This window comes from Pseudomonas sp. VEM90 (assembly GCF_054611535.1).
The window spans coordinates 20150-35493 of the sequence record NZ_JBTRAR010000024.1; the positions used below are offsets into that span (position 1 = coordinate 20150).

The following is a 15344-nucleotide window of genomic DNA, read 5'->3' on the forward strand; positions in this document are numbered from 1 at the left end:
TAATGTTCATAATTTTTAGCAATAAAAGATGATCATCATCAGGTTTACTGACAATGGCCTTTAGCAGCGACTCCTTGGCAATTTTCCTCGCGGTGCTCGATGCCGGCTCGTTCTCCGCCGCCGCCCGCAAGCTGGGCCGTGTGCCTTCAGCCGTGAGCATGGCGATCGCCCAGCTCGAGGCCGAACTGGACCTGCCGCTGTTCGACCGGGCCACGCGCAAGGCCCTGCCCACCAGCGCGGCCCTGGCCCTTGAACCCCAGGCCAGGCAGGTGATCTGCCAGCTCAACCTGCTCGACGCCCAGGCCCTGCAACTGCACCAAGGCCTGGAAAAACGCTTGACCATCGCCATGGCGCCCGAGTTGCAAACCGGCCGCTGGAGCCAACCACTGGAAATCCTCGCCCAGGCATTTCCCAGCCTGGAAGTCGAGGTACGTTCGGCCACCCAGACCGAGGCCATTCGCCTGCTGCATGACGGCAGTGTGCAGTTGGCACTGGTGTTCGAACGGCCCGGCATCGACGAGCGCGAGTCATTCCTCGAAGCCGGCAGCCAACTGCTGGTGGCCGTAGCGTCACCGCGCCATCCGGCCGGGCAGAACAGCGGTACGCCACTGCCGGAGGAGGCCTTTGCCGAACAACGGCAGATCATCGTGGCCTCGGGCAAGGCCACCGGATCGGACCCGCGCATGGTGCTGTCCCGGCGCATCTGGCTGACCGACAGCTACCTGGCCACGCTGGACCTGGTGCAGTCCGGGCTGGGCTGGGCCTACCTGCCGCAGCCATTGGTCGAACCGCTGATAACCTCGGGTGCACTGGCCGAGGTGCGCTTCGACAACATGGCCAGCCGCCTGCGCTTGTGGGTAGACATCATCTGGATCAAGTCGCGCCCGTTGGGCCTGGGCGCGCGCCGCTACCTGGAAGTCATGCGCCAGGTGTTCGAGAAGGAACCACCCAGGGCCTGATACCCCTTGCGCGAGTCCCTGCCCTGCAGGCGCCCGCCCAGCCCTTTGGGCTGAGGGAGCGGGTTATGCTGTCGGCGCTACCAACCTGTACCCAACCCCCGCCTCGGTAATGATGAACCGCGGCGCCGTGGGGTCATCGCCCAGTTTCTGTCGCAGATGCCCGACCACGATCCGCAGGTAGTGGGTATCCTCCGCATGGGTAGGCCCCCAGATATCCTTGAGCAGCTGCTGCTGGGTAATCACCCGCCCAGGGTGCCCGGCCAACAGCGCCAGCAACGCATACTCCTTGCGTGTCAATGCCACCTCCACACCGTCGAGCGTCACCCGGCGGTAGGCAAAATCCACCGTCAGCGGCCCAAAGCTGGCCGCCACTTCCGAGCCGCCGGCTTGTGGCACCTGGCGCAGCAAAGCCCGCACGCGCGCGAGAAACTCCTGGATACCGAACGGCTTGGTCACATAGTCATTGGCGCCACCATCCAGCGCATCGACCTTCTGCACTTCACTGGCACGCACCGACAACACCATCACCGGCACTGCACTCCATTCGCGCAATTCACGCAGCACCTGCTGGCCGTCCATGTCCGGCAGCCCCAGGTCGAGCACCACCAGGTCCGGCTTGCCCAGTGCCGCCTGGGCCAACCCCTCGGCACCGGTGGCAGCCTCCAGCACCTTGTAGCCTTGCGAGGCCAGACTGATACGCAGGAACTTGCGGATCTGCGGTTCATCATCGATGACCAACAGGGTGGCGGACTGGCTCATGGGGCTTCGCTTTCGGCTTCAGGTTGAGGAGGCAGCGGCAAGCATAGAGTGATGCTGGTGCCTTGGCCATCGATGCCTTCGCCCACCAGAATCTGCCCGCCATGGGCACCGATCATGCCCTGGCAAATTGCCAGGCCCAGGCCGGTACCCTGCCCGCCGCGGTCGCCACGGGCGGCGGTATAGAACATGTCGAAGATTTTCTCACGGTCGGCTTCAGGAATGCCGGGGCCCTGGTCGCTGACGGTCAAGCGCAGCTGGTCGTCATGCACGGCCACCTGCAGCTCAAGCCGACCATTGGCCGGCGAAAAGCGTGCGGCGTTTTCCAGCACGTTGACCAACGCTTGCTCGATCAACGCCGCATGCACGAACAGCAATGGCAACTCGGCCGGCACGTCAGTGTGCACGCGCAGCGGCGCCAGCACCACCCGCAGGCGGTTGAGCGCACTGCCGACGATGTCCGCCGGGGCCACCCAGTCGCGGGCCAGCTTGAGGCCGCCATGGCCCAGGCGGGTCATGTCCAGCAGGTTCTGGATGTAGCGATCGAGGCGTTCGGCCTCGTTGCGGGTGCCCTCCAGCAGCTCGCGGCGGTCTTCAACCGAGATCGCGTCGCCCAACGCCAGCAGGCTGTCGATGCTGCCACGCATGGCGGTCAACGGCGTGCGCAAGTCATGGGATACGGAAGCCAGCAGGGCGCTGCGCAGTTGCTCGGTTTCGCCGTGCAGGCGTGCGGCTTCCAGCTGTTCGGCCAGGCGTGCGCGGGCCAAGGCCTGGGCCAGTGGCTGGCCTAGGGCGGTGAGCAGGCGCCGGCGCGGGTCGCTGAGCGGCTGTCCGGTGCGCGGGCGCACACCCAGCAGCGCCAGAGGCTGATCGTCCACCGCCAACGGCCACCACCACCAGCGGCCATTTGGCAGGGTATCGCTGCCGTGGCCGGCAGCCTGCCCGTGCTGCCAGGCCCAATCGGCAGCAGCCCGTTCGGTGTCGCTGAAGGTGTGGACTTCCCCACTGGCCACTTGCAACTGGCCTTCGGCGTTGCGCTCCAGCAAGCACACCTGGGTGTCCTGCCAGCCGTCCAGGTGCTGGCCGGCAGCCTTGAATATGGCTTGGCGGTCGGTGGCGACCGTCAACCGGCGAGACAGGTCGAGCAACTGGCTGGTCTGCGCCTGGGTCTCGCGCAGCGCCTGCAACTGGCGACGCTGGCGCGCGGCCAGGTTGCCGGTGAGCGCAGCCATCAACAGAAAGAACACCAGGGTCAGCACGTCTTCTTCGCGCTGGATGGTGAACGAGAAGTTGGGCGGTATGAACAGAAAGTCATAGACCAGGAATGACAGTGCGGCGCAAGCCAGCGCAGGTCCCAGGCTACTGCGCACCGCCACCAGCAACACCGCCGCCAGGAACACCAGCGAGATATTGGGCAACGCGAGCACACTGGACACCGCCCAGGCCAGCCCCGCAGCCATCACGGTGGCCAGCAGCGCCAGCAGGTAATGACGCCACACCCACACCCGCCGCACCGCTGAACGCGGCGCTGGCGGCTGCACCTCGCGGTCCAGCACATTGATCTCCAGGCCATGGCTTTCGCGCAGTAGCCGCGCCGCCACACCAGCGCCGAACAAACGCCGACGCAGGCGATTGCGAGACTGCCCGACCAGCACCAGGCTGGCCCGCCGCTCGGCAGCATGCTGGATCAGCGTGCGGGCCACTTCGCCAGCACGCAGCTGCACCACCTCCCCGCCCAGTCGCTCGGCCAACTGCTGCGCGGCTTGCAAACGCTGCCGTGCGGTTTCGTCACGCAGGCGGCCGTTGTCCACGTGCACCAAGCTCCAGGGCAGGTGGCGGCGCTGGGCCACGCGACAGGCATGGCGCACCAGGCGTTCGGCCTGGTCGTCACCCTCGATGCCCACCAGCAACCGGCCACGCAAGGCCGGCGCCTCCTGGCCACGCTGACGATAGCCGTGGGCCAGGTCGGCATCGACCTGAGCAGCGGCGGTCTGCATGGCCAGCTCGCGCAGGGCGGTGAGGTTGGTTTGCGAAAAATACGCATCGATGGCCGCCCGAGCCTGCTCGGGCACGTACACCTTGCCTTCGCGCAGGCGTTCGAGCAGCTCTCGCGGAGGCAAGTCGATCAGCACCAGCTCGAACGCTTCCTGCAGCACCCAGTCCGGCAGGGTCTCGCGCACTTGCACGCCGGTAATGTCGCGGACCTTGTCGTTGAGGCTTTCCAGGTGCTGGACGTTGACCGTGGTGTACACGTCGATGCCTGCGGCCAAGAGTTCCTGTACGTCCTGCCAGCGTTTGGCGTGGCGGCTGCCGGGGGCGTTCGTGTGGGCCAGTTCGTCCACCAGGGCCAAGGCCGGCGCGGCACGCAGCAGGCCGTCAAGGTCCATTTCCTCGAGGGTGACGCCACGGTACTGGCTACGCAACAAGGGCTGCTGATGCAGCCCTCCGAGCAACGCTTCGGTTTCGGCGCGGCCATGGGTTTCGACCACCCCGGCCAACACCTGCACGCCCTGGCGTTGCTGGGCGTGTGCGGCCTGGAGCATGGCGAAGGTCTTGCCGACGCCAGGGGCGGCGCCAAGGAACACCTTCAACCGGCCCCGGCCATTTCGCGGAAGGTTGGCCAGCAGCGCATCGGCGCGGGCGGAATCACTCATGCTTCATCCTTTGCTTTTTCCAGCAGTCGGCCAGTTCAGGGAAAGCCCCTTGACTGTAGGAGCGGGTTTACCCGCGAATGCGTCAGTGGCACCACCACCGCATTCGCGGGTGAACCCGCTCCTACAGGCTTCCTGCCAGCGCTTCGATTACCTGACAATGGCGAGCTTTTCCAAGGTCTGGTTCAACGCCAGCACGTTGACCACCGGCGGGCCGATCAATGGGTGGAGGGTGGCCTGTTCCAGCAAGGCTTGCAAGCGCTCGACCGGCAACTGCCGTGCCGCCGCCACCCGCGGGATCTGATAGGCCAATGCCTCCGGTGGCAAGTGCGGGTCCAGGCCGCTGCCCGAGGTAGTCAGCAGCGCCTGCGGCACTGGCCCCTGCTGTGCCTGATACAACGCGGCCGCATCGCTCCTTACCCGCTCAGCCAGCGCCGGGTTGCTCGGCGACAGGTTGCTGGCGCCGCTGGCCACGGTCGCGTAGGCACCTGCCGAGGGCCGCGAGTGGAACCAGCCATCGCCCTGGAAGTCCTGGGCGATCAATGCCGAACCCCGCACCTGCCCTTGCGCATCGCGTACCAGGCTACCGTTGGCCTGGTTCGGGAAAGCAACCTGGGCAATACCGGTCACCGCCAGCGGATACAGGGCGCCGGTCACCAGGGTCATCAACAAAGCCAGGCTCAATGCCGGGCGTAGATAAGCAGTCATGGTGGCCTCCTCAGACCAGGTTCAGGGCATTGAGCAGCAGGTCGATCAGCTTGATCCCGGCAAACGGCACCACAATGCCACCCAGCCCGTAGATCAGCAGGTTGCGCCGCAACAGGTGCGCCGCACTGACCGCCTGCACGCGCACCCCACGCAGCGCCAGCGGAATCAGCACGATGATGATCAGCGCGTTGAACACGATCGCCGACAGGATCGCGCTCTGCGGGCTGGCCAGTTGCATCAGGTTGAGTACACCCAGTTGCGGGTAGATGGCAGCGAACAGCGCCGGCAGGATGGCAAAGTATTTGGCCACGTCGTTGGCAATGGAGAATGTTGTCAGCGCACCACGGGTGACCAGCAGCTCCTTGCCGACCTGGACTACGTCCAGCAGCTTGGTAGGGTCGCTGTCCAGGTCGACCATGTTGGCTGCCTCCCGTGCAGCCTGAGTGCCATCGTTCATGGCCATGCCTACGTCAGCCTGGGCCAGTGCCGGGGCGTCGTTGGCACCGTCGCCGCACATGGCAACCAGGCGGCCGTCATTCTGCTCCTGGCGAATGCGCGCCAGCTTCTTCTCGGGTGTGGCCTCGGCCAGTACGTCATCCACCCCCGCTTCGGCGGCGATGGCGGCCGCAGTCAGCGGATTGTCGCCGGTCACCATCACCGTGCGGATGCCCAGCTTGCGCAGCTCGGCGAAGCGCTCGCGGATACCAGGCTTGACCACGTCCTTGAGGTGGATCACGCCAAGCAAGCGCTTGTCGACGCACACCAGCAACGGTGTACCGCCACTCTGCGCGATGCGTTCGACTTCGCGGGCCAGCGCCGCCGGCATATCCATGCGTTGCATACCGACGAATGCCAGCACCGCATCGACGGCGCCCTTGCGGTAGCGGTGCTGCTCGAAGTCGATGCCCGACAGGCGTGTCTCGGCACTGAAAGCCACCGCTTCGAACTGCCCGGCAGGCGGGTCGACGAAGTCGTGCAACTGGCGCAGGTATTCGACAATCGACTTGCCTTCGGCGGTGTCGTCGGCCAGCGAGGCCAGCAAGGCGCCCTCCCCCAGTTCCTTGGCGGTAATGCCCGGTGCCGCATGCAGTGCGCTGCAGCGGCGGTTGCCGAAGGTGATGGTGCCGGTCTTGTCGAGCATCAACGTATGCACGTCCCCGGCCGCCTCGACCGCGCGGCCGGAGCGGGCAATGACATTCAGCCGTACCAGCCTGTCCATGCCGGCGATGCCGATGGCCGACAGCAGACCGCCGATGGTGGTAGGGATCAGCGTCACCAGCAGCGCGGCCAGGAAGATCAGCGGCAGGCTGCCACCCACGAAGTGGGCGAACGGCTGCAAGGTCACCACCACGATCAGGAAAATCAGGGTCAGGCCGATCAGCAGGATGTCGAGGGCGATTTCGTTCGGGGTCTTCTGCCGTTTGGCACCTTCGACCAGGGCGATCATGCGGTCCAGGGTCGACTCCCCCGGATTGCTGGTGATGCGGATAAGCAGCCAGTCGGAGACCAGCCGCGTATTGCCGGTCACCGCCGAGCGGTCGCCGCCTGATTCGCGTATTACCGGCGCGGACTCACCGGTAACGGCGGCCTCGTTGACGGCCGCAATGCCTTCAAGCACCTCGCCGTCGCCGGGGATAATCTCGCCGGCCACCACGCGTACCACGTCGTCCTTGCGCAGCGCGCTGGCAGCCACCGTCTCGTAGCTGCCATCACGCAGACGACGCTGGGCGGTCAGGCCCTGGCTGCCGGCCTTGAGGCTGTCGGCGCGGGCCTTGCCACGGCCTTCGGCCAACGCCTCGGCGAAGTTGGCGAACAACACGGTGAACCACAGCCACAGGGCAATCTGCACCGCAACACCGGTGCTCACGCCGCCGCCGGGCGCAAAGCACAGCACGGTGGTCAGTACTGCGGTCAGGGCCACCACCAGCATTACCGGTGAACGTTTGAGCTGACGCGGGTCGAGCTTGACGAACGCCTGCACCAGCGCCGGGCGCCACAGCGCGGCGAAGCGGGTCTGGTCCTTGGCACTGTGCCGGCTATTCACTTCAGGAATGGGCATGTTCATGATCGGTCCTCAAAAACCCAGGCTAAGGTGTTCGGCGATTGGCCCAAGGGCCAGGGACGGCAGGAAGGTCAGGCCTCCGACCAGCAGGATGGTCACCAGCAGCAAGCCGGTGAACAGCGGGCCGTGGGTGGGGAAGCTGTTCTGCCCCAGCGGCGCGCTTTTCTTCGCCGCCAGGCTGCCGGCCAACGCCAGTATCGGCAGGATGTAGCCGAAGCGGCCGATGAGCATGGCCAGGCCGATCATCAGGTTGTGATACACGGTGTTGGCGCCAAAGCCGGCAAAGGCCGAGCCGTTGTTGGCCGAACCCGAGGTATAGGCATACAGCAACTGGCTGAATCCATGCGCCCCCGGGTTGGTGACCGCCCCGGCCGGGCCTGGCAAGCTGGCGGCGATGGCGCCAAGTACCAGCACACCAACCGGCATCACCAGCAGGGTTGCCACCAGCAGTTGCACCTCACGGGCCTGCAGTTTCTTGCCCAGGTATTCCGGCGTGCGCCCAATCATCAGTCCGGCCAGGAACACCGCGATCAGCACGAACAGCAACATGCCGTACAGCCCGGCGCCAACACCGCCGAAGATCACCTCGCCGACCATCATGTTGACCATCGCCACCATACCGGTCAGCGGGTTCAGGCTGTCGTGCATGGCGTTGACCGAACCGTTGGAGGCGGCGGTAGTGGTGACCGCCCACAGCACCGAACCGGTGGTGCCGAAGCGGCTTTCCTTGCCCTCCAGTGGGGCGGTCTGCTGCACCTGCGTGCTTTCCAGCGCTGGGTTCGGCTGGTGCTCGGACCACAACGCCGTGCTGCCACCGATCAGGAACAGGGCAAGCATGCAGGCGAGGATGGCGCGGCTCTGGCGCAGATCCTTCACGTAGTGACCGAAGGTGAACACCAAAGCCACTGGAATGAGGATGATCGACGCCACCTCGAACAGGTTGCTCCAGGCCGTAGGGTTCTCGAACGGGTGCGACGAGTTGACGCCGAAGAAGCCGCCGCCATTGGTACCCAGTTGCTTGATGGCGATCTGGCTGGCGGCCGGCCCCAACGGAATGGTCTGGTCGCCACCCTGCAAGGTCAGCGCGTGGGCGTAATCGGCAAAGGTCTGCGGTACGCCCTGCCAGACCAGCAGCAGCGCCAGTAGCACGCACAGCGGCAACAGGCCATAGAGGGTGGCACGGGTCATGTCGACCCAAAAGTTGCCCAGCGTCGTCGCACTGCGCCGGGCGATACCGCGGCACAGGGCAACCAGCACGGCCAGGCCGGTGGCAGGGCTGACAAAGTTCTGCACGGTCAGGCCAAGCATCTGGCTCAGGTAGCTGACCGACGCCTCACCGCTATAGGCCTGCCAGTTGGTATTGGTAACGAAACTGACGGCGGTGTTGAACGCCAGAGACCATTCCTGGCCAGGCAGGTGCTGTGGGTTGAGTGGCAGGTGGCCCTGCAACAGCAGCACGCTGAACAGCAGCAGGAAGCCGACCAGGTTGAACGCCAGCAGGGCCAAGGCGTATTGCCGCCAGTTCTGCTCCTGGCTGGCGTTCACACCCGCCAGCCGGTAACAGCCCTGCTCGACCGGCCCCAGCACAGGCGTCAGCCAGGTACGCTGGCCCTCCATGACCTTGAAGTAGAACCGCCCGAGCCAGGGTGCCGGTAGCAGCACGATGGCAAAGAATGCCAGGAGCAAGGCGAAATCGTAACTGTGCATGGCCGCTCCCTAGCTGCGATCGGCGCGCAGCAGCGCCACCAGCAGATAAAACGCCAATGCCACTGCCAGCAGCAGTGACAGCCCGTCGAGCATGTTCATGTGTGGTTCTCCCCGTGTTACGGCTTGGGCCGCTTTAGGGAAATTGTCCGAGGGAGGGGCGTAAAGGGGCGAGAGCGGGGTGTGGGGGTGGGTATAAAGAATGCGTAAAAATCAGCGTTGTGGTCTGCCTGTAACGGCCCTTTCGCGGGCACGCCCGCTCCCACAGATACTGCACAGCCTTCAAGGCCTGTGTGGTACCTGTGGGAGCGGGCGTGCCCGCGAAAGGGCCGTTACAGGCTTACTGTTGTGGCGGCTGCTGCGCCGCGTTACGGCTCCAGTCCAGCAGCAGGCTGTAGCCGACCGCCAGCAAGGTCGGCCCGATGAACAGGCCAATGAAGCCAAAGGCAAGCAAGCCACCGAACACGCCCAGCAGCACGATCACCAGCGGCAGGTTGCCGCCACGGCTGATCAGGTACGGTTTGAGCACGTTGTCCACGCCGCTGATGACGAACGTGCCCCAGACTCCCAGGAACACCGCCATGCCGTATTCGCCCTTCCACACCAACCAAGCGGTGGCCGGGATCCATGCCAGTGGCGGCCCCATGGGGATCAGGCTGAGCATGAAGGTCACCACCCCCAGCACGATCGCCCCAGGCACCCCCGCGATCAGGAAGCCGATCAGCGCCAGCAGGGCCTGCGCGGCCGCCGTGCCGATCACCCCGTTGACCACCCGCTGAACGGTAGCGGCTACCAGTTCCAGGTAATATTCGGCACGTTCGCCCACCAGCCGGTGCAGCAAGCGCAGCACGAATGCCGCCAAACGCGGCCCGTCGCGGTAGAAGAAGAACACGAACACCAGGCTCAGGGTCAGTTCCAGCACGCCGCTGCCAATCTGCGCGCTGCGCGCCAGCAACCAGTTGCCCACTTGCCCTAAGTAAGGCTTGATCGAGGCAAGCAAGGCTGCGCCTTGCTGGTCCAGCGATTGCCAACTATTGACCAGACGCTCGCCAACGAAGGGAATGCCACCCAGCCAGGCCGGCGCATCGGGCAGGCCGTCGACCTGCACGTCACGCACAAACGCCGTAGCGTCGCGAATGTGATCGGCCAGGTTGAACCCCAGCCACACCAGCGGCAGTGCCACGATCAGAATCCAGGCCATGGTCAGCAGGCCGGCTGCCAGCGTCTCACGCCCGCCCAGCAGGCGCGTCAGGAAGCGCATCAACGGCCAGCTGGCAAAGGCCAGGATGGCCCCCCACAGCAATGCCGATATGAACGGTGCCATCACCCACAGGCCGGCACCCAGCAACGCCACCAGCAGAATCTGGACCAGCAGGCGATCATTGTTAACCATGATGGTGCTCGTTCAACGGATCAGTTCAAGGTGCAGGCCGTCTGCAGGCGCACTGCCGACTTCAAGGCGGCGGCTGCGCACCCCGGCCTTGACCAGCGCCTCGCGCCAGGCCTCAGCCTGGGCGCCACTGAGGCTGACGCGCAAGCTGCTGTCGAGGTTCAGGCTGCGGGCCAGCAGGTTTACCCAGGTGTCTTGCGGCGCGGCAAGGTCAGGGTAGTCGAGCTTGCCGGTGTCGAGCATTTCGCGCAGCACCGTGGCCGCGGTTGGCAGCAGTTCGCCCAGCGGGCTGCCTGCGATGAACTCTTCCACATGCAGGTAGGCGCGGCGGTTGCCACGGGTAACGCTGTACAGCGCGACCAGGGTGTCGGCCTCTTCTGCCGAGCGGCGTAGCAAAATGAACGCCTGCTGCTCATCGCCACCGTTGAGGCGGGCATTGCCGAATACATCATTGGCCCACAGGCTGGCCTCACCGCAATCACGCCCCTGGCACCAGAACAACGGGTAGCCACCGTCACGTACAAGTGCTTCGCGAGCATTGGTGAAGGCCTCACGGGCAGTACGTTCGACGGGCAATTCGTAGGTCACCGAGCTGACCTGACCACGGCTCTCGACCTTGTCATCGACCCGCAGGCGGCCACTGATCTTGCGCAACGGGCCCATCGGGTAGACCCGCTCCTGCTCGACGGCCGGGCGTTGATCAACCACCTTGGCGTCCTGCGGTACCGGCAGGCTACCGGCCCACAACACGGGGCTGGCGAGCACCAGGCAGGCCGCCAGGGCAGTGCGAATGGAAACAGGCGCGCTCATTGGCGAACCAGGCGGCGCTCAGCGCCGAATTGAAGCTCCAGGATGTCTGGCAGTTGCATGGTTGTCTCCCTGTTCAACCCGCCAAGCCTCGACACTTGTCCGGTGCAAGTCAAGCAAAGCCAAAGAAGCGATTGATACAGTCTGCAACAAGGACCGCGCCCTGCGCATCATTCAGGTGCAGGTGATGGCCGCCGGGCAGCGTCACCTGTTCAAAGGGTAGCTGCTCCAGCAACCCGGTGTGGCGCGCCAGCATGCCGTCGGCAGCCACCACCAACAGCGCCGGGCAACTCACCCGCCGCACATAGGCCATGGCCTGGGCCTCGCTCAGGCGCACCGGTGAGGGCAGGGTCAAGCGGCTGTCGCTGCGCCAGCTGTAGCCACCGGGCACCGGCATAAGGCCACGCTGGGCCAGCAGCTCGGCCGCCTCGCGGCTGACCGCGACCATGCCTTTCATGCGGGCTTGCACACCGGCTTCCAATGTCGCATACACCGACTTGCGTTTGCCATCCAGCCGCAACTGGGCTTGCAGTGCCATCCCTAAGCGCTCGCCGGCATCCTGTTCGGCGCCGGTCGGCGGGATGACGCCGTCGATCAACGCCAGGTGACTGACCCGATCGGGCAATGCCCCGGCCAGTTGTACCGAAATGATCGCGCCCAGCGAATGCCCCAGCAGGGCGAAACGCTGCCAACCCAGTTGCTCGGCCACGCGCAGCACGTCATGGGCATAGTCGGCCAGGGCATAACCGGCACCGAGCGGGCGGTGCTCCGAGTAACCATGGCCGGCCAGGTCCAGGGCGACGATGCGTAGCCCTTTCAGTTGCGGTGCCAGGCGGGCAAAGCTGTTGGCGTTGTCCAGCCAGCCATGCAGGGCAATCACCGGCAGCCCGTCTTCGGGGCCGAACAGGTGTGCAGCCAGCTCGATATGGCCCAGGCTCAGGCGAATTTCCTCTACGTGCGCGCTCATGCCTGGCTCCAGCGGTCGAACAGGCCCTTGATCAGGCTGGCAGTGTCGGCCGGACGCTCCAGCGGGAACATGTGCCCACCCGGTACGCTGTGGTATTCACCTTTGGGCATGCCGCGCACAGCCAAGGTGTGGTGGCGACGAATGACGTTGCTGCGGTTGCCGCGCACCATGGCCAGCGGTACCTGCAACTGGCGCGCAGGGGCGGGGCTGGTATGCGGGATGCTGCGGTAGATGCTGATTTCAGTGGCAGGGTCGAAGCGCAACTGTAGCCCCTGCTCCACCGCCTGCAGGCCGTGTTCTACATAAGCGTCGAGGCAATCGGGATCGAAATGACGGAACAGTGATTTGCCCGCGAAATAGTCCCGGGCGCTGTCGCGGTCGTTGAAGGTTTCGCGACGCCCCAGGGTGCGCCCGGCCGGTGTGATGCGGTCGATGAAACCAAAGCGCTTGGCAGTGCGCAGCAGCCATTGATCAGCGCGGGTGAGCACCGGAGAGTCGAGCATTACCAGCCCCCGGTAGTACTCGGGGCAGCGCAATGCTGCGTGCAGGTGCAACACGCCACCCAGCGAATGACCAACGCCCCAGACTGGCTGGTCCTGCTGCGCCAGGTGATGCAACAATTCATCGACCAGGCTTTGCCAGTTTTCGTCCACGGGAAAGCGCGGGTCATGGGCATGCTGGGCCAGGTGCTGCACCTGATAGTCCGGCGCCAGCGCTGCAAACAGCTTGCCGTAGGTGGCCGATGGGAAACCGTTGGCATGAGCGAAGAAGATCTGCTGCGACATGGCGCCTGGTCCGGAGCGGAATGATGGCCCATTGTCGGCATCGCGCAGTGGTTCGGCAATGTCCATAAAGGTCATCGGCGAGGGGGATCAGGTCATGCCGAACGGTCGAAACTGCTCAACGACCGCCGTAGGCAAGCCTGCATGTAGGCCATTTGGCTCTCCAGCGCCTCGCGGGCCAGACGCTGGTCCTGGCAGTCCAGTTGCAGGCGGCGCAAGGCCAGACAACTGGTTTGCAGCAGGTGCGAGACCCGCAGGCAGGCGTCCTGCAATGTACGCAGGTCCTGCTCGCATTGTTGCCTCGCTGCGGGCTCCAGCCTGGGGTTGTCGTTCACCTTGCGCATCAGGTGGTACAGCTTGGCATCGGCCGATTCGCGCAGCAGGCTGTATTGGGCGAAATCCAGCGAAGTACCTTGGTCAACCTGTTCCAGGGTGGGTTGCAGGTCCAAGCAACGCAACAGTTCCAGCATTTCGCCCCTCATTCGCCATTCCCTGATATTTGCCGTGGGGCAACGCTAGCAAGCGCTGGTGAAGCGCGACAACTGACAAAAATGCCAGTTGCCTTATCGATCATTACCCACGCCAGCATTCAAGTCCGAGCGAAACAGTGGCCTGCACAAGCCATCGCACGTTCAAGCGGGTGAGTGGATGGCCCGAAGGGTCATCAACCCGGCCAGCGGCCACTCACCTTCCAGTTCCGCCAGGCTGGCAGTACTCATGGCTGCCGGCTGTTGCCTGTGGCCGTGCTCCAGCGCCCCGACCAGGTTACCGACCAACGGCTGGTGGCTGACCAGCAACACCTGCTCAAACCCCAGGCGCTCGATTTCGCCGATGACCTGCTGCACATCACCCTCGGGCGTCAGCCAGGGCACTGTGCGCACCGGTTCGGCGAAGCCCAGGGTGTCATGCACCAGCGCGGCGGTCTGCTGGGCGCGCACGTAAGGGCTGGCGAAAATCGCCTGCAATGGCTGCCCGATCAGGCGAGCAGCACTGTGCAGCACCTGCTCGCGACCATGGGCAGTCAGCCGGCGCTCGGCGTCTTTATGCGCCCGCGGCTCGGCTTCACCGTGGCGCAGCACCCACAGCTTCACAGCTTGGGTTCCTCGTCACGCACTGGATGCGCGGCCGGCGCGACGGCGTGCGCGGCTTCACCTTCCGGCGCACGCGGGGCCGGCCAGTCAGCGAACGGCCATGGCTTCTGGTCGCTGTGGAAACTGCCGAAACGGCCGATCTGTGCCAGGTACTGGCTCAGGCTGTCACCGAAGTTCATGAGACTGGCGCTGGGCGCCCCATACACCAGTCGGTAGATCAACTGTACAAGCACCAGGCCACCCAGCAGCACCTCGGCCAGTTGCCAGACCACCAGGAACACCAGCATCCACAGCACCCGCAGGATGATCGACTCGCGCTGGGCGCGTTCGGGCGTATCGTTCATGTGTTGCTCCTTGCTCGTGTCAGAGCCGCCAAGGGCTCAGTTGAAACCGCTGATGGAAATGAAATCGACATCGGTCTTGGGCTCGGCGCGCATCAGGTGCTCGATCACCTGGTTCAGCGTGCGGCCTTCGAACAGGATGGCATGCAGGCCAGCGACCAGCGGCATGTACACCTGCACTTGCTGGGCCTTGGTCTTGAGCACCTTGAGCGTGTTGACACCCTCGGCCACTTCGCCCAGGCGGTTGACCGCCTCCTCCAGGCTTTGGCCCTGACCCAGTGCGTAGCCAACCTGATAGTTGCGGCTCTTGGGCGAGGAGCAGGTGACGATCAGGTCACCGACACCGGCCAGGCCGAGGAAGGTCATGGGGTTGGCGCCCTGGCTGACGGCGAAGCGGGTCATCTCGGCCAAGGCCCGAGTAATCAGCATGCTCTTGGTGTTCTCGCCCATTCCCAAGGCCACAGCCATGCCGGCGATGATCGCGTAGACGTTCTTCAGTGCCCCACCCAGTTCGACGCCGAAACGGTCGGCACTGGCGTAGACGCGGAAGGTGCGCCCGTGCAGCACGGCCTGTACCTGCTGGCACAGTTCTTCGTGCTCACTGGCCACCACTGTGGCAGTCAGTGCATGTTCGGCGATTTCGCGCGCCAGGTTCGGCCCCGACAAAACGCCGATGCGCGCCTCGGGGGCGATTTCCTCGAGGATCTGGCTCATCAGCTTGAAGCTTTGCGCTTCGATGCCCTTGGTCAGGCTGACCAGGCCTTTGCCGCGCAGCAGCTCGGCATGGGGTGCCAGCACACTGCGCAAGGCACTCGATGGCAAGGCAACGAAGATCAGCTCGCTGGCCTGCAGGGTGGCCAGCAGGTCGTTGACCGGCTCAACCCCATCGTGCAAGCGGATACCCTTGAGGTAGCGCGGATTCTCGCGATTCACGCGCATGGCCTCGGCCTGCGCCGGGTCGCGCATCCATTGGCGCACCGGCACACCGTTTTCCGCCAGCAGGTTCGCCACGGCGGTGCCGAAGCTGCCGCCGCCCAGCACCGCAACAGGTTGCTGTTCAGTCATATCCAATCCATTAAAGCCAAAAGTTAAGTGGCGACCCCGCTATTATACGGCTCGCCTGCCA

Annotated in this window: 15 protein-coding genes; 1 reads left to right on the top strand and 14 read right to left on the bottom strand. The window is 64.9% G+C overall.

The annotated features are described in order from the left end of the window. Positions 1–53: 53 nt before the first annotated feature. Positions 54–959 carry a LysR family transcriptional regulator gene (locus ACYCCG_RS20835; protein WP_176682195.1) on the top strand — a complete coding sequence of 302 codons (906 nt, stop codon included), beginning with the start codon at positions 54–56 and terminating at the stop codon, positions 957–959. Positions 960–1022: 63 nt separating this feature from the next. On the opposite strand, the gene ACYCCG_RS20840 is transcribed toward ACYCCG_RS20835, so the two are convergent. The 14 genes from ACYCCG_RS20840 to ACYCCG_RS20905 all read right to left on the bottom strand — a co-directional run bounded on the left by ACYCCG_RS20840 (position 1023) and on the right by ACYCCG_RS20905 (position 15283). Beyond that, complete coding sequence (locus tag ACYCCG_RS20840; RefSeq protein WP_176682194.1) at positions 1023–1718, bottom strand: response regulator; 696 nt, start codon at positions 1716–1718, stop codon at positions 1023–1025. After that, positions 1715–4369, bottom strand: coding sequence for a sensor histidine kinase (locus ACYCCG_RS20845; RefSeq protein WP_209967181.1), 2655 nt, complete (start codon positions 4367–4369; stop codon positions 1715–1717). The genes ACYCCG_RS20840 and ACYCCG_RS20845 overlap by 4 nt, the downstream gene beginning before the upstream one ends. Positions 4370–4516: 147 nt before the next feature. Continuing rightward, positions 4517–5074: a potassium-transporting ATPase subunit KdpC gene (kdpC, locus tag ACYCCG_RS20850; protein WP_339443277.1), complete on the bottom strand. Its 558-nt coding sequence runs from the start codon at positions 5072–5074 to the stop codon at positions 4517–4519. 10 nt (positions 5075–5084) lie between these two features. Further along, positions 5085–7139 (bottom strand): potassium-transporting ATPase subunit KdpB, encoded by a 2055-nt coding sequence (kdpB, locus tag ACYCCG_RS20855; RefSeq protein ID WP_339443278.1) that lies wholly within the window; start codon positions 7137–7139, stop codon positions 5085–5087. Positions 7140–7148: 9 nt separating this feature from the next. Beyond that, positions 7149–8843: a potassium-transporting ATPase subunit KdpA gene (gene kdpA, locus ACYCCG_RS20860; RefSeq protein ID WP_209967188.1), complete on the bottom strand. Its 1695-nt coding sequence runs from the start codon at positions 8841–8843 to the stop codon at positions 7149–7151. A 9-nt stretch (positions 8844–8852) separates the two neighbouring features. Further along, on the bottom strand, positions 8853–8942 hold the full coding sequence (kdpF, locus tag ACYCCG_RS20865) for a K(+)-transporting ATPase subunit F (RefSeq protein ID WP_003251485.1): 90 nt from the start codon (positions 8940–8942) through the stop codon (positions 8853–8855). A gap of 238 nt (positions 8943–9180) precedes the next feature. Further along, positions 9181–10233 carry an AI-2E family transporter gene (locus ACYCCG_RS20870; protein WP_176682189.1) on the bottom strand — a complete coding sequence of 351 codons (1053 nt, stop codon included), beginning with the start codon at positions 10231–10233 and terminating at the stop codon, positions 9181–9183. A gap of 12 nt (positions 10234–10245) precedes the next feature. Next, positions 10246–11040, bottom strand: a complete 795-nt coding sequence (locus ACYCCG_RS20875; RefSeq protein ID WP_176682188.1) for a DUF4892 domain-containing protein — start codon at positions 11038–11040, stop codon at positions 10246–10248. A 109-nt stretch (positions 11041–11149) separates the two neighbouring features. Further along, positions 11150–12004, bottom strand: a complete 855-nt coding sequence (locus ACYCCG_RS20880) for an alpha/beta hydrolase (RefSeq protein WP_176682187.1) — start codon at positions 12002–12004, stop codon at positions 11150–11152. Beyond that, positions 12001–12789, bottom strand: coding sequence for an alpha/beta fold hydrolase (locus ACYCCG_RS20885; protein ID WP_209969870.1), 789 nt, complete (start codon positions 12787–12789; stop codon positions 12001–12003). Before ACYCCG_RS20885 ends, ACYCCG_RS20880 begins: the two co-directional genes overlap by 4 nt. Before the next feature lie 92 nt (positions 12790–12881). Beyond that, positions 12882–13256 (bottom strand): hypothetical protein, encoded by a 375-nt coding sequence (locus tag ACYCCG_RS20890; protein WP_339443280.1) that lies wholly within the window; start codon positions 13254–13256, stop codon positions 12882–12884. Between the two features lie 162 nt (positions 13257–13418). After that, a complete protein-coding gene (gene sixA / locus ACYCCG_RS20895) occupies positions 13419–13877 on the bottom strand; it encodes a phosphohistidine phosphatase SixA (protein WP_459671618.1) in 459 nt (152 codons plus the stop codon). Then, positions 13874–14221 carry a DUF4389 domain-containing protein gene (locus ACYCCG_RS20900; RefSeq protein ID WP_176682184.1) on the bottom strand — a complete coding sequence of 116 codons (348 nt, stop codon included), beginning with the start codon at positions 14219–14221 and terminating at the stop codon, positions 13874–13876. Before ACYCCG_RS20900 ends, sixA begins: the two co-directional genes overlap by 4 nt. Before the next feature lie 36 nt (positions 14222–14257). Then, positions 14258–15283 (bottom strand): NAD(P)H-dependent glycerol-3-phosphate dehydrogenase, encoded by a 1026-nt coding sequence (locus ACYCCG_RS20905; RefSeq protein ID WP_176682183.1) that lies wholly within the window; start codon positions 15281–15283, stop codon positions 14258–14260. Positions 15284–15344: the final 61 nt, after the last annotated feature.

Bases quoted from the DNA above. Each gene is read 5' to 3' on its own strand.
- ACYCCG_RS20875 (WP_176682188.1), bottom strand. From the start codon at position 11,040: ATGAGCGCGCCTGTTTCCATTCGCACTGCCCTGGCGGCCTGCCTGGTG.
- ACYCCG_RS20885 (WP_209969870.1), bottom strand. From the start codon at position 12,789: ATGTCGCAGCAGATCTTCTTCGCTCATGCCAACGGTTTCCCATCGGCC.
- kdpA (WP_209967188.1), bottom strand. From the start codon at position 8,843: ATGCACAGTTACGATTTCGCCTTGCTCCTGGCATTCTTTGCCATCGTG.
- kdpC (WP_339443277.1), bottom strand. From the start codon at position 5,074: ATGACTGCTTATCTACGCCCGGCATTGAGCCTGGCTTTGTTGATGACC.
- ACYCCG_RS20840 (WP_176682194.1), bottom strand. From the start codon at position 1,718: ATGAGCCAGTCCGCCACCCTGTTGGTCATCGATGATGAACCGCAGATC.
- kdpF (WP_003251485.1), bottom strand. From the start codon at position 8,942: ATGAACATGCTCGACGGGCTGTCACTGCTGCTGGCAGTGGCATTGGCG.
- ACYCCG_RS20890 (WP_339443280.1), bottom strand. From the start codon at position 13,256: ATGCTGGAACTGTTGCGTTGCTTGGACCTGCAACCCACCCTGGAACAG.
- kdpB (WP_339443278.1), bottom strand. From the start codon at position 7,139: ATGAACATGCCCATTCCTGAAGTGAATAGCCGGCACAGTGCCAAGGAC.
- ACYCCG_RS20905 (WP_176682183.1), bottom strand. From the start codon at position 15,283: ATGACTGAACAGCAACCTGTTGCGGTGCTGGGCGGCGGCAGCTTCGGC.
- ACYCCG_RS20835 (WP_176682195.1), top strand. From the start codon at position 54: ATGGCCTTTAGCAGCGACTCCTTGGCAATTTTCCTCGCGGTGCTCGAT.
- ACYCCG_RS20900 (WP_176682184.1), bottom strand. From the start codon at position 14,221: ATGAACGATACGCCCGAACGCGCCCAGCGCGAGTCGATCATCCTGCGG.
- ACYCCG_RS20880 (WP_176682187.1), bottom strand. From the start codon at position 12,004: ATGAGCGCGCACGTAGAGGAAATTCGCCTGAGCCTGGGCCATATCGAG.
- ACYCCG_RS20870 (WP_176682189.1), bottom strand. From the start codon at position 10,233: ATGGTTAACAATGATCGCCTGCTGGTCCAGATTCTGCTGGTGGCGTTG.
- ACYCCG_RS20845 (WP_209967181.1), bottom strand. From the start codon at position 4,369: ATGAGTGATTCCGCCCGCGCCGATGCGCTGCTGGCCAACCTTCCGCGA.